General features: G+C 70.3%; 24 protein-coding genes. 17 read left to right on the top strand and 7 right to left on the bottom strand.

What is annotated here, in order from left to right:
- Positions 1-44: 44 nt before the first annotated feature.
- Positions 45-794 carry an SDR family NAD(P)-dependent oxidoreductase gene (locus tag ACLQ2O_RS17355; protein ID WP_425832418.1) on the top strand — a complete coding sequence of 250 codons (750 nt, stop codon included), beginning with the start codon at positions 45-47 and terminating at the stop codon, positions 792-794.
- 116 nt (positions 795-910) lie between these two features.
- Here ACLQ2O_RS17355 and ACLQ2O_RS17350 read toward each other — a convergent pair whose 3' ends face one another.
- Complete coding sequence (locus tag ACLQ2O_RS17350) at positions 911-1,783, bottom strand: LLM class F420-dependent oxidoreductase (protein ID WP_425832416.1); 873 nt, start codon at positions 1,781-1,783, stop codon at positions 911-913.
- A gap of 174 nt (positions 1,784-1,957) precedes the next feature.
- Between ACLQ2O_RS17350 and ACLQ2O_RS17345 the strand changes: the two genes are divergently transcribed.
- From ACLQ2O_RS17345 to ACLQ2O_RS17330, 4 genes are all read left to right on the top strand, one after another.
- Positions 1,958-2,836, top strand: coding sequence for a LysR family transcriptional regulator (locus tag ACLQ2O_RS17345; protein ID WP_425832414.1), 879 nt, complete (start codon positions 1,958-1,960; stop codon positions 2,834-2,836).
- A 69-nt stretch (positions 2,837-2,905) separates the two neighbouring features.
- A complete protein-coding gene (locus tag ACLQ2O_RS17340; protein WP_425832412.1) occupies positions 2,906-4,009 on the top strand; it encodes a tartrate dehydrogenase in 1,104 nt (367 codons plus the stop codon).
- A complete protein-coding gene (locus tag ACLQ2O_RS17335) occupies positions 4,006-4,878 on the top strand; it encodes an alpha/beta fold hydrolase (RefSeq protein ID WP_425832410.1) in 873 nt (290 codons plus the stop codon). The genes ACLQ2O_RS17340 and ACLQ2O_RS17335 overlap by 4 nt, the downstream gene beginning before the upstream one ends.
- Before the next feature lie 54 nt (positions 4,879-4,932).
- Complete coding sequence (locus tag ACLQ2O_RS17330; RefSeq protein WP_425832642.1) at positions 4,933-6,285, top strand: replication-associated recombination protein A; 1,353 nt, start codon at positions 4,933-4,935, stop codon at positions 6,283-6,285.
- A 111-nt stretch (positions 6,286-6,396) separates the two neighbouring features.
- Here ACLQ2O_RS17330 and ACLQ2O_RS17325 read toward each other — a convergent pair whose 3' ends face one another.
- Genes ACLQ2O_RS17325 through ACLQ2O_RS17315 form a run of 3 tightly spaced genes read right to left on the bottom strand, consistent with a single transcriptional unit; the run spans position 6,397 to position 8,837 of the window.
- Entirely contained in the window at positions 6,397-6,777 is a 381-nt protein-coding gene (locus ACLQ2O_RS17325) for a nuclear transport factor 2 family protein (protein WP_425832408.1), read from the bottom strand.
- A 1-nt stretch (position 6,778) separates the two neighbouring features.
- Positions 6,779-7,969, bottom strand: coding sequence for a DNA alkylation repair protein (locus ACLQ2O_RS17320; protein WP_425832406.1), 1,191 nt, complete (start codon positions 7,967-7,969; stop codon positions 6,779-6,781).
- A 43-nt stretch (positions 7,970-8,012) separates the two neighbouring features.
- Complete coding sequence (locus ACLQ2O_RS17315) at positions 8,013-8,837, bottom strand: SDR family oxidoreductase (protein ID WP_425832404.1); 825 nt, start codon at positions 8,835-8,837, stop codon at positions 8,013-8,015.
- Between the two features lie 60 nt (positions 8,838-8,897).
- On the opposite strand from ACLQ2O_RS17315, the gene ACLQ2O_RS17310 reads away from it, so the two are divergent.
- From ACLQ2O_RS17310 to ACLQ2O_RS17295, 4 genes are all read left to right on the top strand, one after another.
- Positions 8,898-9,470: a TetR family transcriptional regulator gene (locus tag ACLQ2O_RS17310; protein ID WP_425832402.1), complete on the top strand. Its 573-nt coding sequence runs from the start codon at positions 8,898-8,900 to the stop codon at positions 9,468-9,470.
- 25 nt (positions 9,471-9,495) lie between these two features.
- Entirely contained in the window at positions 9,496-10,248 is a 753-nt protein-coding gene (cobF, locus tag ACLQ2O_RS17305; protein ID WP_425832400.1) for a precorrin-6A synthase (deacetylating), read from the top strand.
- 192 nt (positions 10,249-10,440) lie between these two features.
- Positions 10,441-11,175 carry a chitinase gene (locus ACLQ2O_RS17300; protein ID WP_425832398.1) on the top strand — a complete coding sequence of 245 codons (735 nt, stop codon included), beginning with the start codon at positions 10,441-10,443 and terminating at the stop codon, positions 11,173-11,175.
- A gap of 116 nt (positions 11,176-11,291) precedes the next feature.
- Positions 11,292-12,893, top strand: a complete 1,602-nt coding sequence (locus ACLQ2O_RS17295; protein ID WP_425832396.1) for a carboxylesterase/lipase family protein — start codon at positions 11,292-11,294, stop codon at positions 12,891-12,893.
- Here ACLQ2O_RS17295 and ACLQ2O_RS17290 read toward each other — a convergent pair.
- Positions 12,890-13,489: a TMEM175 family protein gene (locus tag ACLQ2O_RS17290; protein ID WP_425832640.1), complete on the bottom strand. Its 600-nt coding sequence runs from the start codon at positions 13,487-13,489 to the stop codon at positions 12,890-12,892. The two genes, ACLQ2O_RS17295 and ACLQ2O_RS17290, sit on opposite strands and share 4 nt — an antisense overlap.
- Positions 13,490-13,569: 80 nt before the next feature.
- On the opposite strand from ACLQ2O_RS17290, the gene ACLQ2O_RS17285 reads away from it, so the two are divergent.
- From ACLQ2O_RS17285 to ACLQ2O_RS17250, 8 genes are all read left to right on the top strand, one after another.
- Complete coding sequence (locus ACLQ2O_RS17285) at positions 13,570-14,742, top strand: MFS transporter (protein WP_425832394.1); 1,173 nt, start codon at positions 13,570-13,572, stop codon at positions 14,740-14,742.
- Between the two features lie 66 nt (positions 14,743-14,808).
- Complete coding sequence (locus ACLQ2O_RS17280) at positions 14,809-15,912, top strand: precorrin-3B synthase (protein WP_425832393.1); 1,104 nt, start codon at positions 14,809-14,811, stop codon at positions 15,910-15,912.
- Positions 15,909-16,541, top strand: coding sequence for a precorrin-8X methylmutase (locus ACLQ2O_RS17275; protein WP_425832391.1), 633 nt, complete (start codon positions 15,909-15,911; stop codon positions 16,539-16,541). The genes ACLQ2O_RS17280 and ACLQ2O_RS17275 overlap by 4 nt, the downstream gene beginning before the upstream one ends.
- Positions 16,538-18,052 (top strand): precorrin-2 C(20)-methyltransferase, encoded by a 1,515-nt coding sequence (locus tag ACLQ2O_RS17270; RefSeq protein ID WP_425832389.1) that lies wholly within the window; start codon positions 16,538-16,540, stop codon positions 18,050-18,052. The genes ACLQ2O_RS17275 and ACLQ2O_RS17270 overlap by 4 nt, the downstream gene beginning before the upstream one ends.
- Positions 18,053-18,130: 78 nt before the next feature.
- On the top strand, positions 18,131-18,832 hold the full coding sequence (locus tag ACLQ2O_RS17265; protein ID WP_425832387.1) for a hypothetical protein: 702 nt from the start codon (positions 18,131-18,133) through the stop codon (positions 18,830-18,832).
- A 90-nt stretch (positions 18,833-18,922) separates the two neighbouring features.
- Complete coding sequence (locus ACLQ2O_RS17260; protein WP_425832385.1) at positions 18,923-19,603, top strand: hypothetical protein; 681 nt, start codon at positions 18,923-18,925, stop codon at positions 19,601-19,603.
- 326 nt (positions 19,604-19,929) lie between these two features.
- Positions 19,930-20,628 carry an SDR family NAD(P)-dependent oxidoreductase gene (locus ACLQ2O_RS17255; protein WP_425832383.1) on the top strand — a complete coding sequence of 233 codons (699 nt, stop codon included), beginning with the start codon at positions 19,930-19,932 and terminating at the stop codon, positions 20,626-20,628.
- Between the two features lie 10 nt (positions 20,629-20,638).
- Positions 20,639-21,127, top strand: coding sequence for a 2,4'-dihydroxyacetophenone dioxygenase family protein (locus tag ACLQ2O_RS17250; RefSeq protein WP_425832381.1), 489 nt, complete (start codon positions 20,639-20,641; stop codon positions 21,125-21,127).
- Here ACLQ2O_RS17250 and ACLQ2O_RS17245 read toward each other — a convergent pair.
- On the bottom strand, positions 21,124-22,203 hold the full coding sequence (locus ACLQ2O_RS17245; RefSeq protein ID WP_425832379.1) for a LacI family DNA-binding transcriptional regulator: 1,080 nt from the start codon (positions 22,201-22,203) through the stop codon (positions 21,124-21,126). The genes ACLQ2O_RS17250 and ACLQ2O_RS17245 overlap by 4 nt on opposite strands.
- Before the next feature lie 64 nt (positions 22,204-22,267).
- The gene (locus tag ACLQ2O_RS17240; RefSeq protein ID WP_425832377.1) at positions 22,268-23,617 is read right to left on the bottom strand and encodes a GH1 family beta-glucosidase; all 1,350 of its coding nucleotides are present in this window, start codon (positions 23,615-23,617) and stop codon (positions 22,268-22,270) included.
- Positions 23,618-23,631 lie beyond the last annotated feature (14 nt).

Raw genomic sequence — 23,631 nt, 5'->3', positions numbered from 1 at the left:
ACTTTGGACTCATCAGTCCATTCCATTGTTGAGGAGCAGGTTCCATGCGTCTGGCAGGCAAGACAGCCCTGGTCACCGGGGCCACCAGCAACATCGGCAGGGCGATCGCCGTCGCGTACGGCGCCGAGGGCGCCCACGTCGTCGTCACCGGCCGCAACGCCGAGCGCGGCGAGGCGGTCGTCGCCGAGATCCGCGCCGCCGGCGGCAAGGCGGACTTCGTCGCGGCCGACCTCGACGGCTCCCCCGCCGCCGCGCAGCAGTTGGCCGAGCAGGCGGCCGGCGTACTGGGTGGCCGGATCGACATCCTGGTCAACAACGCGGGCGCGCTCAACGGCGCCGGGACGACGACCATCGACGAGGGCGCGTTCGACACGATCTACGCGGTCAACGTGAAGGCGCCGTTCTTCCTGGTCGCCGCGATCGCGCCGGCGATGGCCGCTGCGGGTGGGGGCACGATCGTCAACCTCGGGTCGTGGGTCGCGCGGCTGGGCGTGCGCGGCGGTACGGCGTACGCGGCGTCGAAGGGAGCGCTGGAGACGCTCACGCGGGCGTGGTCGGCGGAGTTCGGGGCGTCCGGCGTCCGGGTGAACGCGATCTCACCGGGGGTGGTGCACACGATGACCGATCACCCGGCCGCGGGGATGATGGCCGGTACGCCGGGCGGGGACGTCGGGCATCCGGACGACATCGCGCGGGCGGCGGTGTTCCTGGCGAGTGATGATGCGAGGTTCATCCACGCGACGACGCTGGACGTGGACGGCGGGCGGATCGGGGTTGCGACCTTCGTTGCGTGAGGTGCGGCCCGCTAGCGTCCGAAGAAGCCGCATGCGTCCGAAGAACCCGAGGCTATAGCGCACCCTTCTTCGGACGCATGCGGGTTCTTCGGACGCTGCGGTTCGGCGTCGTACGGTCAGAAGGCTGCGGCGACCGGGATGACGTCGGCGCCGATGCGCTCCAGGCCGTCGAGCTTCTGCACGTCCGGGACGTAGCCGAGGGCGACCTGGACGCCGAGACCGTGCAGCCGGCCGAGCTCGTCGATCAGCTCCTGGGTCTTCTCACCCTTCTCGCCCGTGTCCAGCGAGTGGTACACGGTCTTGGTGATCTCGTCGTAGTCGCGGCCCTCGGTCTCGCAGTGCCGTTTGAGGACGTCGAGCTTGTGCTCCAGCTCGGGGGTGTTGAACAGGTTGCACGCGTCGGCGTACTTCGCGACCAGGCGCAAGGTCTTCTTCTCGCCGCCGCCGCCGATCATCAGCGGCGGGTGCGGCGAGCTGAGCGCCTGGGGCGAGTTGAGCAGCCGGGTGGCCTGGTAGTGCTTGCCCTCGAACGCGCTCTCGTCGTCCGACCACATCTTCAGCACGTACTGCACGGTCTCCTCGAGCCGCTCGAACCGCTCGCCCAGCGGCGGGAACGGGAACCCGAGCCCACGCGACTCGTCCTCGTTCCAGCCCGCGCCGAGCCCGAGGACCGCGCGCCCGCCGGACAGCACGTCCAGCGTGGTGACCGCCTTGGCGAGCAGCCCCGGCTCGCGGTAGTGCACGCCGGTGATCACCGTGAGCAGCTTGGCGCGCTCGGTGTGCGCGGCCAGGAACCCGAGCGTGGTGTATGCCTCGAGCATGTCGTTCTCGACCGGCCCGACGTTGCCGATCTGGAAGAAGTGGTCCATCACCGCGATGTAGCCGAACCCCGCCTGATCGGCGGTCCGGGCCACCGCGCCCAGCTCGGCGCCGAGCGCCGCCGGCCCGTTCGGCCAGGTGAAGTCGGGAATCTGCAGACCGATGTCCATCAAGTTGTCCTCTCGTTGCCGTCAGTCACCAGTCAACACCGGGACGCCCCACATCCTTCCGATGTCGCAGAAAAACCGGAGGGGACCGTCCGGAACGGGCGCGCGGGGCACCGCCGATCGCGTCCGACGTACTGCCGTGCGGACTACGGTGAGTGCCGAGTGGAGGTGAGTGGTGTGGATGCGCGGCAGCTGGAGTACTTCCTGGCGGTGGTGGACGAGGGCGGGGTCAGCCGGGCGGCGCAGGCGTTGCGGATTGCGCAGCCTTCGTTGTCGCAGGCGATCCGGACGCTGGAGCGGGACCTCGGGAGCGACCTGTTCCACCGGGTCGGGCGGCGGGTGGTGCTGACGCCGGCCGGGCAGGCGTTGATCGAGCCGGCTCGGCAGGTGGTGCGCGGGATCGCGTCGGCGCGGGCGAGTGTGGAGTCGACTGCCGGGCTGCAGGCCGGGCGGGTGGAGATCGCGGCGATGCCGTCGCAGACCGTCGAGCCGTTGAGCAGCGTGATCGGCGCGTTCACGCGGGCGTATCCGGGGCTGTCGGTCGGGATCCGGGCGGCGCCGACGGCGGACGTCGTACTGGAGATGGTTCGGTCGGGGGTGACCGAGCTCGGGCTGCTCGGGACGCCGGAGCCGGCCAAGGCCGCAGGCGTGCACCTGGAGCCGGCCGGCGTGCAGCGGTTCGTGCTGATCTCGCCGCCGGGGTCGCCTTTTGCCGACGGAGGTCCGGTACGGCGTGAGGCGCTGCGCGGGTGCCGGCTGATCGTCGGGCAGGTCGGGACCGGGATGCGGCGGCTGGTCGACGAGATCCAGGCGGACGGGATCGACGTGACCGCCGTGGTCGAGTCCGAGCACCGTGAGGCGATCCTGCCGCTCGTGCTCGGCGGCGTCGGGTACGCCGTACTGACTGACTCGTGGGCGACGCTGGCGCGGCAGGCGGGCGCGACGGTGTCACTCCTGGAGCCGGCGGCGCACCTGCACCTCTCGCTGGCGAGCCGGACAGCTCCGCTGACGCCGGCCGCGGCGGCCTTCCTGGCAGTTGCCCGCGACAACTTATAGGCGGCGCCTATCGGTCCGGTCGGAAACTGGTCTTGGACCTGAACGCCCGACACCTGGTCTGATCGGGAGATGACGACTTCACAGCGGATCGCGCTCATTCCCGGTGACGGCATCGGCCGCGAGGTGGTCCCGGCCGCGCTCGCCGTGCTCGAGGCCGTCGGCCGGCGGCACGGGATCGCGTTCTCGTACGACGAGTTCGACTGGTCCTGCGAGCGGTACCTGGCCGAGGGCGCGATGATGCCGGCCGACGGCCTGGACCAGATCCGCGGCCACGACGCGATCTTCCTCGGCGCGGTCGGCGCTCCCGGCGTACCGGATCACGTGTCGCTGTGGGGGCTGCTGATCCCGATCCGGCGGCAGTTCCAGCAGTACGTGAACCTGCGGCCGATCCGGGTCTTCGACGGGCTCGACAGCCCGGTGCGGGGCACGGTCGCGGGTGAGGTCGACTTCGTCGTGGTCCGGGAGAACGTCGAGGGCGAGTACAGCGAGATCGGCGGGCGGATGAGCCGCGGGTTCCCCGACGAGCTCGCGGTGCAGCAGGCGGTGTTCACGCGGGCCGGGGTGACGCGGTTGGTCGACTACGGGCTCGCGCTGGCCGAGGGGCGACGTCCGTACGGCGAGGTGGGGGCGGGGAGCGAACCTGGCGGGTACGTGACCTCGGCGACCAAGTCGAACGGGATCGTGCACACGATGCCGTTCTGGGACGAGATCGTTGCCGAGCGCACCGCTCTGCACCCAGACCTCCGCTGGGACCAGGAGCACATCGACGCGCTGAGCGCGAAGCTCGTGCTCGACCCGGCGCGCTTCGACGTGATCGTTGCCTCCAACCTCTTCGGCGACATCCTCAGCGACCTCGCCGCGGCCGTTGCCGGAGGCATCGGTATCGCGCCGGCCGCGAACCTGAACCCGCCGCGCGACTTCCCGTCCATGTTCGAGCCCGTGCACGGCTCCGCGCCCGACATCGCCGGCCGCGGCGTCGCGAACCCGATCGGCGCGATCTGGACGGCCGCGATGATGCTCGACCACCTCGGGCACGCGGAGGCCGCCGCGGAGGTGGAGCGCGCGATCGCCGGCGTACTGGCTGCTCGGGAGGTTCGGACGCCGGACCTCGGCGGGACCGCCACCACGACGAGCTTCACCCAGGCCGTGATCGATCAACTGGAGGCGCGATGAAGCTCGACGGCTTCGAGTACCGGCAGATCGATGCCGACGGCACCGAAATCAACTGTGCGGTCGGCGGAAGCGGGCCGCCGGTGCTTCTCCTGCACGGCTATCCGCAGACCCACTTGATCTGGCACGAGGTCGCGCCCGCGCTGGCGCGGACGCACACCGTCATCGCCACCGACCTGCGCGGGTACGGCGACAGCGCCAAGCCGGCCGGCACTCCCGACCACGCGCCGTACAGCAAGCGCGCGATGGCGCGCGACCAGCTGCTCGTCATGCAGTCCCTCGGCTTCGACCATTTCGCCGTCGCCGGTCACGACCGCGGCGGTCGCGTCGGCCACCGCCTCGCGCTCGACCACCCCGAGGCCGTCGACCGTCTGGCCGTGCTCGACATCGTGCCGACCCGCTACACCTTCGAGCACGCCGACGCGACGTTTGCCCAGGGCTACTACCACTGGTTCTTCCTGACCGCCGGCAACGGCATCCCCGAACGGCTGATCGGCGGCGACCCCGAGTTCTGGATCCGCGCCCGGATGGAGTCCCGCCACCACGGCGGCACGCCCTTCCACTCCGAAGCGATGGCCGAGTACGTCCGCTGCTTCTCCACCCCCGAGGCGATCCACGCCAGCTGCGAGGACTACCGAGCCGCCGCGACCATCGACCTGGTCCACGACGACACGTCGTACGGCACGCCCCTCACCTGCCCGGTCCTGGCCCTGTGGGGAGCCTCCAGCTTCGTGGGCCGCACGTACGACGTACTGGATGTTTGGCGCTCGTACGCGACCGACGTCCAGGGCGCCGCGCTCCCGTCCGATCACTATCTGCCGGAAGAGGCGCCGACGGAGACCACGCGGGCTCTTCAAGCTTTCCTGCGGTGAATACCTGACGGAGGGTGTCGTGGTTGGTCTGGGAGGGTTCTACTCCCACCCGACATCCGAAGGGCAACAGTCATCGTGAGCAACTCGGTTCCCGCCCCACTGGCTGCGCGAATGCGCCCGCGATCGCTCGACGAGGTGGTCGGGCAGCAGCATCTGCTGCGTTCGGGCTCGCCGCTGCGGGTGCTCGCCGCCGATGCCGGCGCGAGCGTGGTGTCGGTGATCCTGTGGGGGCCTCCCGGTACGGGCAAGACGACCCTGGCGCAGGTCGTCGCGCACTCCAGCGGCCGCACGTTCGTCGAGCTGTCGGCGGTGACCGCGGGCGTCAAGGACGTCCGCGCGATCATGGACCGGGCGCGTAACGACCGGGAGCTGTACGGGCTGTCGACGGTGCTCTTCCTCGACGAGATCCACCGCTTCACCAAGGCCCAGCAGGACGCGCTGCTGCCCGGTGTCGAGAACGGCTGGGTGACGCTCGTCGCGGCGACCACGGAGAACCCGTCGTTCTCGGTGATCAGCCCGCTGCTGTCGCGCTCACTGCTGCTGACGCTGGAGCCCCTCACCGACGACGACCTGCGCGCGCTGCTACGTCGGGCGGTGGAGGACTCGCGCGGGCTCGACCACGGGATCGAGCTCGCCGACGAAGGCCTCGAGGCGCTCGTGCAACTGGCCTCGGGGGACGCACGACGGGCGCTCACGGGGCTGGAGGCCGCCGCCGCGTCGGCCCTCGCAGGCGGCGGTGCCGGCGATGCGGAGGGCGAGGAGCTGGGCGCGCCGGTGGTGACCGCCGAGCTCGTGGCGGCTTCGGTCGATCGGGCGCTACTGCGGTACGACCGCGACGGCGATCAGCACCACGACGTGATCAGCGCGTTCATCAAGTCGATGCGCGGCTCCGACCCCGACGCCGCGATCCACTACCTGGCACGGATGATCGAGGCGGGAGAAGACCCTCGTTTCATCGCCCGGCGACTTGTCGTCCACGCCGCGGAGGACGTCGGGATGGCCGATCCCCAGGCGTTGCAGGTCGCGGTCGCCGCGGCCGAGGCCGCGCAGTTGCTCGGGTTGCCCGAGGCACGGATCCCGCTCGCCGAGGCCACCATCTACCTGGCGACCGCCGCCAAGTCCGACACCGTCGTCCACGCGATCGACGCGGCCATCTCCGACGTCAGGCGCGGCGGCTTCGGCGTCGTACCGAAGCACCTGCGGCACGCCCACAACCGAGGGTCCACGCTGCTCGGTCACGGTCGGGGCTACAAGTCCCCGCACAACGATCCCCGAGGCGTGCTGCTCCAGCAGCACCTCCCCGACGAGCTCGCGGACCGCGTCTACTACCGGCCCACCGATCGCGGCAACGAACGCGTCGTCGGCGACCGCCTCGCCAGGATCCAGGCGATCACCAGGGAACAGTGAGACCCCGGGTCAGGGGCGATCCACGGAGAGCTCGTCGCGGTCAGAGGGCGAGCGAGACCGTCCGTGGCCCTGGTACGGCGAACCGATCGGCCTCCCAGGAGATCGGCGCGGTCAGGGGGCGATCTCGAGGGACTGGATGACGTCGCCCGCCAGGGTGAAGCGGTAGATGAGGTCCACCTCGCCGCCGGGGAAGTTGCCTTCCAGGTGGTGGGTGAGGACCCAGTGGGTGTCGTCGAGTTTCTCGGCGTGGGTGAGTTCCTGGGTGTAGGTGAACTCCGACGCGGCGGTTTCGCGCCAGTGGCGGATCTCGTCGTGGCCGGTGTAGGTGTTGCCGTCGTCGAGGACGGTGGCGTCGGCGGCGAAGGCGGGGAGCAGGTCGTGGAAGTTGGCCTTGCGGCCGGGCTGGGACTCGCGCAGGTACGTGGTGATCGCGTGCGGGAGGTGCTTGATCGTCTCGGCGACGGTCGGGTCGGGCGGGGTGGGGATGGTCATCTCAGGCCTCCGTGGTGAGGGTGAAGGTGGCGCGGCCGAACGGGCGGCCGTTGATCTGGAGCTCCAGGGCGTGCTCGCCGGAGTAGTAGCGGCGGGTGGAGATCGGCTTGAACGAGTGCCGCTTGGCCAGGCTGACGGACTCGCCGGGGGCGAGGGTGCGGGTGGTGAGCTTGAAGACCTTGGGAGCCAGCGTTCCGTTCGCCTTCACATGGTGCACCACGTAGTCGATCGCGAGGCGGACCTCGTCGGGGCCCTCGTTGCGGGCGTCGAAGGTGAACTCGATCGAGTCGCCGACGGTGACTCCCTCGACGGACAGGAGCGGGCCGTCGACGGCGAGGGCGGCGGGTGGGGCGTAGCCGAGCAGGGCCAGGGCCGCGGGGTCGCCGGCTTTGACGAGCGTACGGAGGGCGTGGCGGACCAGTTGCGGAGTCGTCGGCGCGGGGTCGGCCAGCCAGGTCGAGGCGATGTCGACGGCGAGGGCGGGGTCGGCGCGGCTGACGTCGTTGAGGTGGTTGGCGACCGAGCGGCGGACGTACGCCGAGTCGTCGTGGCGCAGGGCGTGGAGGATCTCGCGGGTCACCTCGGGGTGGGCGAGGATCTCGCGCACCTGCTTGGCCCACGGGAGGCGCGGGCGGGTGCCTTCGCTGGCCAGGCGGCGTACGTGCTCGTCGGGGTGCTTGGTCCAGGTGGTGACAGTCGCGAGAGTCCGCTGGAGATCGGCCGCGAGGAACGTCCGGAGGGCGAACTCGGCAGTGAGCCGAGGAGTCAGGAGGGCGAGCAACTCGAGCCCGCGCTCGACATCATCTCCGCCCGCGACAGGCGCGCCGGGGACGGAAGCGAGGGCGGAGGCGGAGGCGGAGGCGGAGGCGGAGGCGGAGGCGGAGGCGGAGGTGGAGGTCGATTCAGTGGCTCGTACGGCGACGGCTTCTGTGACGGGCCAGATCATCCAGCCGGTGAAGTCGTCCCTGGTGAGCGCTGCTCGGAAGACCTCGTCCGCCGGGCCGTAGCCGGCGGGAAGATCAGCGAGCAGGGCGTCGCGGACCAGGCGGCCCCGGTCGCTGAAGGCCATGCCGGGGAGTTCGGCGGGCACGGCCCGCAGCGCGGTGAAGGCGAGCCCCGGCTCCACCTTGCGCAGGATCCGGCCCAGGGCGACGACCGAGTCGGTGCTGAGCATTTCCTCGGCCGTTGGCACTGGTCTCCTCCACGAAGTCGGCTACTTACTTCTAAATTAGCAGTTACGCGTCGGTGCTGTGCGCCAGGGTCTTGCCGGGCTCCAGTTCGTCGAGTCGTTCGCGCAACGTGGTGATGACCTGAGCGTAAGAGTCGCTGCCGAGCAGGAGACGCTTCACCGCGATCTCCTGATCGGCGGCGTCGATGATCGCGCGAGCGACCTTGACCGGATCGCCGACCGGCAACTCCCCCGCACCGGCACGGTCGCGGACGTACCCGACCACCGTGCCGTCGTACGCCGGGAGCGCGGTCGCGAACGCCATGCTGCGGCCGGTGAACTCGGTTCGGGACCCGCCCGGTTCGACCAGCGTGACGCCGATGCCGAACGGCGCGATCTCGGGAATGACGGACTCGTAGAACCCCTCGATCGCCCATTTGCTCGCGTGGTAGATGCTCAGCGCCGGGACCGAGACGTGCGCGCCCATGCTGGACAGCTGCACGATCCGGCCGCCGCCCTGCGCGCGCAGGTGCGGAACGACCGCTCGGGCGAGCTGGATCGAGGCGAGCAGATTGGTGTCGAGCTGGCGTTCCACCTCGGCGTCGGAGTACTCCTCGGCCGCGCCGAGCAGCGCGTAGCCGGCGTTCGAGACGACGACGTCGATGCGGCCGAGGTCGGCGAACGCCGCGTCGACGACCTTGCGGAGGGCGGGCGTGTCGGTGACGTCGAGGGTGGCGGACCAGAGCCGGTCGCCGTACTGGTCGGCGAGATCGGCGATCGCTGCAGGGCGGCGGACGGTGACGGCGACGCGGTCGCCGCGGGCCAGCAGCTGCTCGGTCAGGTGGCGGCCGAAGCCGGATGAAGCTCCGGTGATGAACCAGGTCTTGCTCATGGTGGACCTCCTACTGAGTGTCTTAAGTGGAACTCAGTACCAGAATGTACACTAAGGCAAATGACAGGACTTCGGGATCGGGCTCGGCGGGCGGTACGGGCCGAGGTGGCGGGGATCGGGTTCGGGTTGTTCGCCGAGCACGGGTTCGACCAGGTGACGGCGGATCAGATCGCGGCGGCGGCGGGGATGTCACGGACGAGCTTCTTCCGGTACTTCCCGACGAAGGAGGACGTCGTACTCGGTCATCTCGAGGAGATGGGCGAGGAGTTGAGTGCGGCGCTCGCTGCGCGGCCGGCCGGCGAGGGCGCGTGGGTGGCGCTGGAGCAAGCGTTCTACGACCAGTTCGGGGAGACCCTGGAGGATCCGGACCGGGCGCTGCGACTGGCGAAGATGATGCAGGAGACGCCGGCGTTGCGGGCTCGGCACCTGGAGAAGCAGCAGAAGTGGCAGGAACTGCTGGCGCCGGAGGTTGCGCGCCGGCTGCGCATCACCGACGACCCGTCGGATCCGCGGGCCCGAGCGGTCACGGGGGCAGCGCTGGCATGCCTGGACGCCGCGAACGTCGCCTGGATGAACTCGAAGGGCGAGAAGGACATGCGAGACCTGATCCACCAGGTGATGTCCACGCTCTGAGTGCCGGTAACTAGGCTCCTCTGCCATGGAGATCTTGGTGATCGGGATCGGGGCCGGGGATCCGGACCACCTGACGATGCAGGCCGTGCGCGCGATCGAGCGGGCGGACGTGTTCTTCGTGCTCGACAAGGGTGAGGTCAAGCAGGAGCTCGTGGACCTGCGGACCGAGATCCTGCAGCGGTACGCGCGGGACCCGAAGGTCGCCGTCGGGCGGGATCCCGAACGCGACCGGACCAGTACGGCGTACGTCGAGTCGGTGGACGACTGGCGGCGCCGGCGGGCCGACGTGTGCGCGGGGCTGATCGAGCAGGAGTTGAGCGGCGACCAGGTCGGGGCGTTCCTGGTCTGGGGCGATCCTTCCCTGTACGACAGCACGCTCGCGATCCTCGAAGACATCCTGGCGCGTGGGGAGCTGCGGTTCGGCATCGAGGTGATTCCGGGGATCAGCAGCGTCTCCGCGCTCGCCGCCAAGCACCGGATCGGGCTGAACCAGGTCGGCAAGCCGATCCAGGTGACCACCGGGCGGCGCCTGAAGCAGAGCTGGCCGGACGGGGTCGACGACGTGGTGGTGATGCTCGACGCGCAGACCGCGTTCACGGCGCACACCGACCAGGACGCGGACATCTTCTGGGGCGCCTACCTCGGGACGCCGGACGAGCTGCTGGTCGCCGGCAAGCTGTCCGAGGTGGCCGGCGAGATCGAAAAGGTCCGTGCCGAAGCCCGGGAGCGCAAGGGCTGGATCATGGACACCTACCTGCTGCGCCGCGGCCATCGCTGAGAGGCGAGAAGAGCACGCGCCGCGGCCGCCGCTGAGAGGCGGGAAGAGGCATCGCCGAGTCAGCGACTGATCACGCAACGCGGCCAACAGTAGATAAGCAGGGAGATTTCATATAGCTTCGAACCTGTCCCACCGCCCCCAACGGGCCGTGCCCCGCCCCCACCCGGCACGGTCGAGGACAGGAGATCCACCATGAGAATTCCACGATTCGTGCGCGCGCTGCCGGTCCTGGTAGCGCTCGGAGCGGCGATGACGATGGTGCTCACCGCACCCGCCGACGCCCGCGAACAGGCCCCGGACGGCGTCCAGGCCTTCCCGGTCAGCGAGTCCCAGTTCAACCAGATGTTCCCGGGCCGGAATCCCTTCTACACCTATTCCGGCCTGATCGACGCGCTCGGCGCCTACCCCGGTTTCGCCAACACCGGGGACGACGCCACCAAGAAGCGTGAGGCCGCCGCGTTCCTCGCGAACGTGAACCACGAGACCGGCGGGCTGGTCTACATCAAGGAGATCAACGAGGCCAACTACCCGCACTACTGCGACCCGGGCCAGCCGTACGGCTGCCCGGCCGGTCAGGCGGCGTACTACGGCCGTGGCCCGATCCAGCTGAGCTGGAACTTCAACTACAAGGCCGCCGGAGACGCGCTCGGCATCGACCTGCTCGGCAACCCCTGGCAGGTCGAGCAGAACTCGGCCATCGCCTGGAAGACCGGGCTCTGGTACTGGAACACCCAGACCGGTCCGGGCACGATGACCCCGCACAACGCGATGGTCAACGGCGCCGGCTTCGGTGAGACCATCCGCAGCATCAACGGCTCGATCGAGTGCAACGGCGGCAACCCCGGGCAGGTGCAGAGCCGGGTCGACGCGTACCAGCGCTTCACCTCGCTGCTCGGCACCGACCCGGGCGGCAACCTCTACTGCTAGTTCGAACCTGCTAGTTCGAGCCCGTCCGTTCGAGACTGACGGTTCGACCAAAGTCGTAGTGGGACTGGCCCTCCGGCCGAAGCGGGTACCGCCCGCCAGGCCCGAGGCTGCTGGGCATGACCAGAAAACTCGGTAAGAAGAAGGCGCGGCTGGCACTGGCACTCCTGCTGGTGCCGGTCGCGCTGCTGACCAACAGGGTGACGGCCTCCGCCAGCGACCCGGTGGAGGTCCGCACCGACGCCGGCGTACTGCGTGGTGAGGTCTCCGGCGAGGCCCGGGTCTTCAACGGCGTCCCGTACGCCGCTCCGCCGGTGAAGGACCTGCGCTGGAAGGCGCCGCAGCCGGTGAAGCCCTGGACCGGTGTCCGCGACGCCAAGCAGTACCGCAGCGCGTGCCCGCAGCAGGACAACCCCGAAGCGCCCGGTGGGTCCACGACCGAGGACTGCCTCTACCTGAACGTCACCACCCCGGTGAAGCAGTCGGCCAAGCCGCGGCCGGTCGTGGTGTGGATTCCCGGGGGCGGCTTCTTCATGGGGGCCGGCAGCAACTACGGCGCGAACGAGATGGCGACCCGCGGCGACGCCGTCGTGGTGACGATCAACTACCGGCTCGGCATCTTCGGGTTCTTCGGCTACCCCGGGCTGAGCGGCTCCGGAACGTACGGGATCCAGGACCAGCAGGCTGCCCTTCGGTGGGTGCAGCGGAACGCGCGCAGCTTCGGTGGAGACCCCAGAAACGTCACTGTGGCAGGCGAGTCGGCCGGTGGCATGAGTGTCTGCGCCCAGATGACCTCTCCTACGGCGACCGGGCTGTTCTCGAAGGCGATCATGCAGAGCGGGTCCTGCGCGTTCAGCTGGGCCGACAACAGCCAGTACCCCGGCCAGGCGGGTGACTCGTTCTGGGTCCCGGAGAGCCGGGTGCGGCAGACCGGTGCGGAGTGGGCCGCGGCTACCAAGGACAAGCTGAAGTGCACGCCTGGCCAGGCGATGCTGGACTGCCTGCGCGCTGCTGACCCCGCCGTACTGACTGCGGAGACGCTGCAGTTCACGCAGGTCGCGTACGGCGGTACTGCGACGCTGCCGCTGAGTCCGGCGAAGGCGATGAAGGCCGGGCTGTTCCACCGGGTGCCGGTGCTGTCCGGGAACAACCATGACGAGGCCACGCCCTGGGTGGCGGCGTTCAACGGCGGCAAGATCAGCGACGCGGACTACCCGCGGATGGTGAAGGACATGGTCGGGGCGAAGCAGGCGGCCGCCGTACTGCGTGAGTACCCGCTGAAGAACTACAAGTCGGCGGCCGAGGCGTGGGCCGCTGTCACCACCGACCGGATCTGGTCGTGCACGCAGGTGGCCAACGACCTGCAGGCGGCGCGGAAGGTGCCGGTGTACGCATACGAGTTCGCGGACACGAACTCGCCGCTGGCCCAGCCGGGGCAGGGCGCTGCGCACGCGATGGAGCTGCCGTACCTGTTCAGCCTGGGCGGTGCCGAACTGCCGATGACGCCGGCGCAGCAGCGGCTGTCGGAGCAGATGATCGACTACTGGACGACGTTCGCTCGCACCGGCAACCCGAACGGACCGGACCGTCCGCACTGGGCGCCGGTCAAGCACGGCGACGTCAACGGTCTCTCACTCGCGCCGGCTGACCAGGACGGCGGCATCAAGCCCGTCAACCTGAGCACCGAGCACCACTGCGGCCTCTGGAGCAAGGTGCGCTAGGCGTTCCTCTTGGCCAGCGTCCTGGTGATCACGGGGGTCAGGAACAGCAGGAACAGCGCGTAGAAGCCGACCCGCGGCACCAGGGCCGCGACGACGAAGGCCAGCGCGAACAGGCCCGCGGTGACGATCGAGTTGATCAGTTCACCGCGGGTCACCGGGTTGTCCGGGTCCTCGAGGTCCGGGTGCCGGCGGATCATCAGCACCAGGCCGGTCTGGCAGAGGCTGAGCACCAGGATCGTGCCGATGTAGAGCCCGCTGGTGAACCTGCTGGTCTCGAACGACCCGATGATCTCGGTCGGGAACGGCAGGATGACGATCAGCAGCAGCCAGGCGAGGTTCAGCTGGATCAGGCGGGTGTTGTACCGGCGGACGTGCTCGAACACGCGGTGGTGCACCAGCCAGAACCGGACGATCACCACGAAGCTCAGCAAGAAGGTGAAGATCTGCGACCGGTGCTCGGTGATCACCTCGAGCGCGGTCAGGCCCTCGGTCTTCGACTCCGTCACCACCTCGACCAGCGGCAGCACCAGCAGGGTGACGGCGATGGCTACGACGGCGTCGGTGAACAGCACCAAGCGGTCCGGGTTCCTCGTCATGCTCACGGGCGTCCACGGTAACGGATCAGGAGGGCGGGATACCGCCAGAGTTGCCGGTGGCAAGCAGCTGGACTGGGCGCATGGCTGGTTCAGTGCTGGTGCGTACGCCGGTCGTCCGGTGGCTCGGGGTCGTCGCGGTGACGCTGGGGATCTTCTCCCTCGTCACCGCCGAGATCCTGCCGATCGGACTGCTTATCCCGATCGGCGAGGACTTCGGGCTGTCGCCGGGGCGGACGGGCTGGCTGATGACGGCGCCTGGTCTGGTCGCCGCGGTGGCGGCGCCGCTCGTGACGGTGACGACCGCGCGGGTCGACCGCCGGCTCATGCTCGGCGTGCTGATGGTGGTGCTCGCCGGCGCCGACGTACTGGCCGCAGTCGCCGGCACGTACTGGCTGGAGCTGGCGGCGCGGGTGCTGGTCGGGCTGGTGATCGGTGGGTTCTGGTCGATCGGGGCCGGGCTGGCCGGGCGGCTGGTGCCGGAACACCAGGCAGGACGGGCGACCGCGGTGATCTTCTCGGCGGTGCCGCTGGGGTCGGTGCTCGGCGTACCGGCCGGGACGTGGCTCGGCGAGCACGGCGGGTGGCGGTTGCCGTTCCTGCTGCTGGCCGGGCTGAGTGTGCTGGTACTGGTGGCGCTCGTGCTGTTCGTGCCGCCGCTACCGGCTGAGGAGGTGACGCGGCTGGCGGTACTGCGGGAGGTACTGCGGCTCAGGCAGACGCGGGTCGGGCTGGTGGCGACCTGTCTGATCGTGGTGGCCCACTTCGGGACCTACACGTACGTGACACCGTTCCTGCGCGACGTCACCGGCGTACAGCCGGAGCTGATCAGCACGCTGCTGCTGGTGTACGGCGTGGCTGGGCTGGTGGGGAACGGCCTGGCGGGGCTGACTGTCAGCAGGTGGCTGCGGCTGACCTTCCTCAGCGCGGCCGGGCTGCTGGCGCTGGCGACGTTGCTGCTGCCGCTGGTCGGTCGGACGACACTGGGCGCGGCTGGGCTGCTGGTGGTCTGGGGGCTCGCGTACGGCGCGGTGCCGGTCTGCTCGATGAGCTGGTTCGCTGCGGCGGCGCCTCAGGCCCGGGAGGCGGCGACCGTGCTGTTCACCTCGTCGTTCCAGGCGACGCTGTCGGCCGGGGCGCTGGTTGGTGGGCTGCTGCTGGATCGGACCTCGGTGTCGGTGGTGATGGTGTGCGGTGGGCTGACCGCTCTGGTGATGGTCGGGGTGCTGCTGCGCGGTGACGCAGAACACAGCTGACGGGCGGGACGTAGCATCACGGCTGTGGCCAGCGCTGGGAGGAGTCAACCGGACCGTTGTCCTGGTGTGCTCTCGGTGCACCAGGCGGCTGATGGTGGGCTGGCTCGGGTGCGGCTGCCGGGTGGAGTGCTGAGCCCGATGCAGCTTCGGGTGCTGTCCGAGGCCTCGCGCGAGCTGGGTGACGGGAATCTGGAGCTCACCTCGCGGGGGAACATCCAGATCCGGGCGCTGCGGGCTCCTGGCGAGCTGTCGGACCGCCTGTACGACGCTGGGTTGCTGCCGTCGATCACGCATGAGCGGGTGCGGAACATCCTGGCCTCTCCCCTGTCCGGGCTGGACGGGTCGTACGACCTGCAGGCACTGGTCGGTGAGCTGGACCGCGGGCTGTGTGCGTCGCCGCGGCTGGCTGAGCTGCCGGGGCGGTTCCTGTTCGCGCTGGACGACGGGCGTGGGGACTTGGCTGCGGTCGGGGCTGATGTCGGGGTGCGGGTTGTCAGGGACCAGCTGGCGTTGCTGCTGGCTGGTGAGGACACCGGCGTTCGGCTGGCGCCGGCTGAGGCGCCGCTGGTGATGCTGCGGGCTGCTGAGGCGTTCCTGGACGAGCGGGACGGCGAGTGGCGGCTGGGTGAGCTGGCGGATGGCGTGGCCAAGGTCCTGAGCAGGCTGGGCTACAGCAGGTCCGGCGGGCAGCAGCAAGCGGACGCTGAGGAGCTGCCGGCGGGCGGGCCCGTGCGGGCCGGGGTCTACGGGCCGGAGCTGCTGGTGGCGACCGTGCCGCTGGGGAGTCTGGGGCCGGAGCAGGCCGCCGTACTGGCTGAGGCTGGGCGGTTGCGGGTGACGCCGTGGCGGTCTGTCGTGGTGGTCGGAGCAGACGCCGACCGGCTGCAGCAGACAGGGCTGGTGGTGGACAGTGAGTCGCCGTGGAACAGAGTGACCGCCTGTGCGGGCAAGCCTGGCTGTGGCAAGGCGCTGGCCGACGTACGGCGTGATGCGCGGCGGGTGACCCCGGCGCTGCCGAAGAACCAGAGACCGGTGCACTGGTCCGGATGTGAGCGGCGGTGTGGGCAGCCCGCGGGAGACTTCGTGGACGTGCTCGCGCTGACCGACGGGTACTCGGTCGACGGTTCAGAGGCCGTGACCGCCGAGCAGAGTGTGATGAGGATGCGGTGAGCCAGTACGAGTACGAGACCGACGGGGCCGAGATCTACCGGCGGTCGTTCGCGACGATCCGGGCCGAGGCCGCGCTCGGTGACCTGCCGCCGGACGTCGCGCAGGTCGCGGTCAGGATGATCCACGCCTGCGGGATGACCGACCTGGTGCAGGACATCGGCTGGTCCGACGGTGTGGTGAAGGTCGCCCGCCAAGCGCTCCAGGACGGTGCGCCGATCTTCTGCGACGCGGCGATGGTGGCCGCGGGCGTCACTCGGCGGAGGCTGCCCAAGGACAACGAGGTGGTCTGCACGCTGAGCGATCCGTCGGTCCCAGAGTTGGCCATGAGTTTGAGGACTACGCGGAGTGCGGCCGCGCTGGACCTTTGGGTCGACCGGCTCGACGGCGCAGTGGTTGCCGTGGGCAACGCTCCGACAGCGCTCTTCCGCTTGCTCGAACTGATCAGGGACGGCGCGCCCAAGCCGGCCGCCGTCCTGGGGATCCCGGTCGGGTTCATCGGCGCGGCCGAGTCCAAGGACGCGCTTGCGGCCAACGAGCTCGGGCTGGAGTACCTGGTCGTCCGTGGGCGCCGGGGCGGCAGTGCGATCACCGCCGCCGCTGTCAACGCGATCGCCAGCGAGGAAGAGTGACCGGACGGCTGTGGGGTGTCGGGCTCGGCCCGGGCGACCCCGAACTGGTGACGGTGAAGGCCGCGCGACTGATCGGCGCGGCCGACGTGATCGCGTTCCACAGCGCGCGGCACGGGCGGAGCATCGCCCGCTCGGTCGCGGCGCCGTACCTGCGCGACGGTCAGGTCGAGGAGCACCTGGTCTACCCGCTGACCACGGAGACGACCGACCACCCGGGCGGCTACCAGGGCGCGATGGACGACTTCTACGCGGAGTGCGCGCAGCGGTTGGCCACGCATCTCGACGGCGGGCGCGACGTCGTCGTACTGGCTGAGGGTGATCCGCTCTTCTACGGGTCCTACATGCACATGCACAAGCGGCTCGCGGATCGCTACGACTGCGAGGTCGTGCCGGGCGTGACGTCGGTGAGCGCGGCGGCCGCCGTCCTGGGCCGGCCGTTGTGCGAGCGGGACGAGATCCTGACCGTGCTGCCGGGCACGCTGCCGCCGGACGTGCTCGCGCAGAAGCTGCGGGAGACCGACGCGGCCGCGGTGATGAAGCTCGGCCGGACGTTCGGCAACGTGCGCGAGGCGTTCGAGCTGGCCGGACGGGCGGACGAGGCCTGGTACGTCGAACGCGCGACGACGGAGAACCAGAGGACACTGCCGCTCAACGAGGTGGATCCAGAGTCGGTGCCGTACTTCTCGCTGGCGCTGCTGCCAAGCCCGATCAACAACACCTTTGAAAGGCCTGAACAGCACAAACAAGAAGAAGGGTCCGTGACCGTCGTCGGTCTCGGACCCGCCGGCCCGGAGTGGATGACGCCCGAGGTCCGCGCCGCGCTCGCCTCCGCCGACGACGTGATCGGCTACGGCCCGTACGTCGACCGCCTGCCCGACCGGGCCCGGCAGCGCAAGCACGCCTCGGACAACAAGGTCGAGTCCGAGCGGGCCGCGTTCGCGCTCGACCTGGCCCGCAAGGGCTCCCGGGTCGTGGTCGTGTCCTCCGGCGATCCCGGCGTCTTCGCGATGGCCAGCGCGGTCACCGAGGTCGCCGCCGAACCCGAGTACGCCGACCTCGCCGTCCACGTCCTCCCCGGCATGACCGCCGCGCAGGCCGTCGCCAGCCGGGTCGGTGCACCGCTCGGGCACGACTACTGTGTGCTGTCGCTCTCGGACCGCCTCAAGCCGTGGGACGTGATCGCCGCCCGCCTGACCGCGGCCGCGACCGCGGACCTGGCGATCGCGATCTACAACCCGGCGTCCAAGTCGCGCACCTGGCAGGTCGCCGCGACGCGCGAACTGCTGCTCGAGCACCGCGCCCCCGGGACGCCGGTCGTCGTCGGCCGCGACGTCGGCGGAGCGAACGAGTCCGTCACGATCACCACGCTCGGTGAGCTCGACCCGGCCACGGTCGACATGCGGTGCCTGCTGCTGATCGGGTCCTCGCAGACGCGGTCGGTCGAGCGTCCGGGCGGGCCGCTGGTGTTCACTCCGCGTCGCTATCCGGACGGCGTACAAGAGCCGGGTTAAATCTGGCGAGCCGGGTGAATGAGCCACGCGACTCCTGGGTAGGCCCCCGCAAGAGGCGCCCCCCGTGAGGAGATTGTTGTGGTTCAGCCGTTCGAAGATCCCGGCACGCTGACCGACCCGCGGGCCGACACGAGCACGCAGCGCTACGAGGAGGCGCGGGCGGCGGCGCACCGGGCGATGACGAGCGTCCGGCTGGTGCCGGACCAGCCCGAGACCGAGCCCGGGTTCGAGGCGGCCGACGGGACCGAGCGGGCGTCGTACCGGGGGTTCAAGTTCGGGGCGGCGTTCTTCGGCTGGCTGATCGCGCTGTCGATGACCGTGTTCCTCACGCTGGTCGTCGGCGGGCTCGGCAGCCTGGCGAGCTACTTCCTCGACTACACGCGGCTCGACGCGCAGCAGCGGCCGCGGGAGGTCGCGCTGACCGCGGCGATCGTGGTGACGGTCGTGCTGAGCCTGGCGTACTTCTGCGGCGGGTACGTCGCCGGCCGGCTCGCACGCTTCGACGGCAAGCGGCAGGGCTTCGGCGTCTGGCTGATCACCCTGCTGCTGATTGTGCTCGTCGCGGGGATCGGTGCCGCGCTGAACATCTGGTACGACGCCGTCGACGACTTCGACCGCGCGGACCTGCCGCTACGGGTCGGCACGCTCGACTCCGACCTGCTCCTGTACGGCGGCCTGGCGACCGCGGGCGCGGTCGTGCTGCTGACGCTGGTCTTCGCGATCCTCGGCGGGCGCGCCGGGCGGCGGTTCCACGACCGGATCGACGCCGAGATGGACTAGTCCGCGCGGCCCTTCCGCGCGGCGCATGCCGGGGTGTAGTCGCGGGTACGGGAGGTGAGAGACGGGGCCGTCCCTGTGAGGAGAACAGCCATGGTCCAGCACTACCGTGACGACACCGACCAGCGCGTCGGTCCGCCCGAACAGCGCTTCACGCCCGACCGGACCACGACCCAGCCGGTGGTCGAGGAAGGCCCGGTCGACGAGCACAAGCCGCTGCACCGGTCCGACGTGAAGACCTCCACCGCCGCCGAGGTGGATCCGGCCTACCGCGGGTTCAAGGGTGGTTCGGCGTTCTTCGGCTGGCTGATCGCGGTCGGCCTGATCGTGCTGCTGACCGGCATCGTCAGCGCGATCGCGGCGGCGGTCGACTACGCGGTCACCATCGACCGCGGGCTGATCGACGAGCAGGCCGGCACGCTCGGCATCGTGTCCGGCGCGCTGCTGGTCGTCGTGCTCGCGATCGCCTACTACAACGGCGGGTACGTCGCCGGCCGGCTCGCGCGCTTCGACGGCGCGCGGCAGGGCTTCGGCGTCTGGGGCATCGGCGTCGTGGTCACGCTGATCGTCGCCGGGATCGGCGCGCTCGCCGGTTCGCAGTACGACGTCCTGGACCGGGTCGACCTGCCGTCCATCCCGATCGCCGACGCCGACCTCACCACCGGCGGGCTGATCCTCGGTGCCGCCGTGCTGGTCGTCACGCTGCTCGCCGCGATCGTCGGCGGCAAGGCCGGCCAGCGCTACCACCACCGCATCGACCACAGCTTCGACTGAGCTCACCCCCGAGAGGCCGATGCCCCCGTCCGTCTCTCACCCTCCCCGAAGCGGGGGAAGCCGGGCCCTCCCCCCGGCTTCCCCCGCTTCATCTTTCTGTCCGCCCCCGGCTCCCCCCTTTGGTCCGGCCGCACCTCTGCTCCCGCTTCTTCCATCCCACCGCCCCCGGCTCCCGCCCCTTCCGTCCGGCCGGCCCCTGCTCCCGCTTCTTCCACCGGCTGCGGCTCCCCCGCTTCTTCTGGCCGGCAGCACCAACGCCCGGATCGGACCTATCCGGCTTCCGGAAGGTGGTGGTCGGGGGTGGTGGCGATCGACAGGATCAACCCATGCGGACAGCCTTGGTGATCGGCGGGACCAGCGGGATCGGTGCCGCCGCCGCACTGCGGCTGGCGCGCGACGGGGCGACAGTGGTCGCGGCCGGCCTCAACCCGGCCGCGGCGCCCGCGGAGCTTCGTCAGGTGGCGGAGCTCCGCGCGCTCGACCTCCGCTCGCCGACCGACCTGGAGGACCTCCTCACGCCGTACGGCGAACTGGACGTGCTCGTCAACGCCGCCGGCATCATCCGCCGCGGCGACGAGCACCGGCCGGAGGTGTTCGCCGAGGTGCTCGCGATCAACCTGACCGGCGCGATGCGTGCCGCCGAGGCCGCGCACGACGCACTGGCCGCCACCAAGGGCTGCATCGTCAACGTCGCCTCGATGCTGAGCTACTTCGGCGGCCCGCTCGTCCCGGCGTACAGCGCCAGCAAGGGCGGCATCGTCCAGCTGACCCGCTCGCTCGCGGTCGCCTGGGCGGCCGAGGGCATCCGCGTGAACGCGGTCGCGCCCGGCTGGATCGCGACCGACCTGACCGCCGCGCTGCAGGCGGACCCGGAAGCCTCCGACCGCATCCTCGGCCGGACCCCGATGGCCCGCTGGGGGACGGCGGCCGAGGTGGCCGGCGCGATCGCCTTTCTCACCGGCCCCGACGCGGGCTTCGTCACCGGTGCCGTCCTGCCCGTCGACGGCGGCTACCTGAGCGCCTGAAGGAGACCTCGTGAGCCAGATCCCCATCTCGACCGCCGTACCGTTGGAGATCGCCGTCCAGGCGGTGCCCGACGACGACCGCATCTGGGTCCCGCAGGCGCCCGACGTGTGGTTCCGCCCGCTGATGCTGAACACGATCACCGGCCAGTGGTGCAACCTGCTGAAGGTCACCCGGTCCGGCATCGTCTCGCGGCACCGGCACCCGAGCGCGGTGTTCGGCTACGTGATCAAGGGCAAGTGGCAGTACGACGAGCACGAGTGGGTCGCCGAGACCGGCTCGTTCGTTTACGAGCCGCCCGGCGAGATCCACACGCTGCGAGTGCCCGAGGACACCGGCGAGATGATCACGTTCTTCAACATCTCCGGCGCGATGATCTACGTCGACGACGACGGCAACCAGATCGGCTACGAGGACACCTTCACCAAGATCCAGCTCTGCCGCGACCACTACGCCGCCAACGGCCTCGGCGCGGACTACGTCGACCAGTTCATCCGCTAGGCGGACTCGCGGATGACCAGTTCGGTGGGCAGGATGCGGGTGCCGGCTTCCTCGCCGCGGATCTGGCGGAGCAGGACGTCGACCATGTCACGGGCGACCAGCTCGAGCGGCTGGCGGATCGTGGTGAGCGGTGGGTCGGACTCGCGCGCGATGCGCGAGTCGTCGAAGCCGCCGACGGCCACGTCGTCCGGCACCCGTCGCCCAGCCCGCCGCAGCTCAACCAGTGCACCCGACGCGAGCAGGTCCGAGGCAGCGAAGACCGCATCCAGGTCGGGACTCTTGGCCAGCAGCTCGTGCATAGCCCGTACGCCGGCCTCATGGCTGTAGTCGTCCACGGACACCACCAGCCGCTTCAGCGCCTTCCGGCCGAGCACGTCCTGGTAGCCCTGCAGCCGCTCCTGCCCACCGGCGATCTGCGGCGCGCTGATCATGCCGATCCGCTGGTGCCCCTGCTCGACCAGGTACCGGGTCATCTGCCGGGCGCCTTCCCGGTCGTCGGCAGCGACGTACGGCAGCACGTCGCCAGGGACCAGCGGGCGTCCACACGCCACAGCCGGTACGCCGGCGCGGGCCAGCTCGGTGATCAGCGGGTCGCCGGAGTGCGTGGAGATCAGCAGGACACCGTCGACGTGCTCACCGCGGACGTAGCGCAGGATGCGGTTGCGCTCCTCGTCGCTGGTCTCCAGCATCAGCACCAGGTTGACGTCCTGCTCGGCCAGTGCCTGCGTGCACGAGCGCAGCAGCACGCTGAAGTTCGGGTCCTCGAACAGGCGCTCCTGCGGCTCGGACAGCACGAAGCCGATCGCGTTGGACTGCTTGGTGACCAGGCTGCGAGCGCTCTGGTTGACCGTGTAACCGGACTGCTCCATCGCCTGCTGCACGGCCTCCAGCGACGCGGCGCTGACGTAGTGGCCACCGTTCAGCACCCGGGAGACCGTGCCCCGGGAGACCCCGGCCAGCTCGGCGACGTCGTCGATGGTCGGACCACGCCGCATCGCCCGCCGGGCCGCGCCACGGGACTTGGGATGGACCACCGGCGGTTCGGCCTTGGTCCTGGATGACGTCCTGCCTGCCACGTGTCCCACTCCTCGTTGTGCCCTGGCGCGGCCTCATCATCTCAGGCGGCCGCCGTCGGCCCGGTCACCGCCGGGGTACGGCGTTGTCGCGAGCCACCTGACCGAGCCAGCCCGCGCTGGTCTTCGGAGTCCGCAGCTGCGTCGCGTAGTCGACGTGGACCACTCCGAAACGCTTGGCGAATCCCTCCGCCCACTCGAAGTTGTCCAGCAGCGTCCAGACGAAGTAGCCGCGCACGTCCACCCCGTCCTGGATCGCCTGGTGCAGCGCGAGCAGGTGCCCCTGCAGGTAGTCCACGCGCAGCGGGTCGTCGACCGAGCCGTCAGCAGCCGGTACGTCGTCGTACGCCGCGCCGTTCTCCGTGATGTAGAGCGGCGGCAGTCCGTCGTACGCCGCAGTGAGGCCGGCGACCACCTCGCGCAGCCCGTCCGGCTGCACCGGCCAGTCGACCGACGTGACCGGGACTCCCTCGGGCAGCACGGTCTTGGCGTAGAGCGGTCCGGTCTCGCTGGCCTCGACCAGCATCCGCCGGTAGTAGTTGATGCCCAGGAAGTCGATCGGCGCGCTGATCAGCGGCAGGTCTCCCTCCTGCACCCACTCGAACCCGCCCAGCTGCTCCATCACGTCCTCCGGGTAGACGCCCCGCAGTACCGGGTCGAGGAACAGCCGGTGGCTGTCGCCGTCCAGCCTGCGCGCTGCAGCCTGGTCGGCCTCGGAGCTGGTCGCCCCCTCGACCGGACTGACGTCCAGCGTCAGCCCCACCGACTGGCCGGAGGCATGGCGACCGTCACGCAGCACCTGCAGGCCCAGCCCGTGCGCGAGCAGCAGGTGGTGCACTGACCGGTTGCGCAGCTCCTGGTCCTGGATGCCCGGCGCATGGATGCCACTGCCGTACCCGGCATGGCTGGACACCTTCGGCTCGTTCAGCGTGATCCACTGCTTCACCACGTCGCCCAGTGCGTCGTGCACCACCCCGGCGTACTCGGAGAACCTGTACGCCGTGTCACGCGCGGCCCAGCCGCCCTTGTCCTGCAGGGCTTGCGGCAGGTCCCAGTGGTACAGCGTCACGTACGGCGTGAGGTCGCGCGCGAGCAGCTCGTCCACCACGCGGCGGTAGTGGTCCAGGCCCTTCTGGTTGAGCGCACCCGAACCGTCCGGCTGGATCCGCGGCCAGGCGATCGAGAACCGGTACGCGCCGAGGCCCAGGCCGGCCATCAGCGCGACGTCCTCGGGGTACCGGTGGTAGTGGTCGCACGCGACGTCCCCGGTGTCCCCGCCGGCGATGGCCCCCGGGACCTTGCAGAACGTGTCCCAGATCGACGGGCCGCGCCCGTCGGCGTCCACCGCGCCCTCCACCTGGTACGCCGCGGTCGCAGCGCCCCAGACGAAGCCGTCGGGAAAACGTGCGTCAGACATGGAGATCCTCCAGA

The organism is Kribbella sp. DT2 (assembly GCF_049844575.1).
Taxonomy (GTDB): domain Bacteria; phylum Actinomycetota; class Actinomycetes; order Propionibacteriales; family Kribbellaceae; genus Kribbella.
The sequence above is the reverse complement of the archived record's forward strand: the minus strand, read 5'-3'. Positions and strand labels throughout refer to the sequence as shown.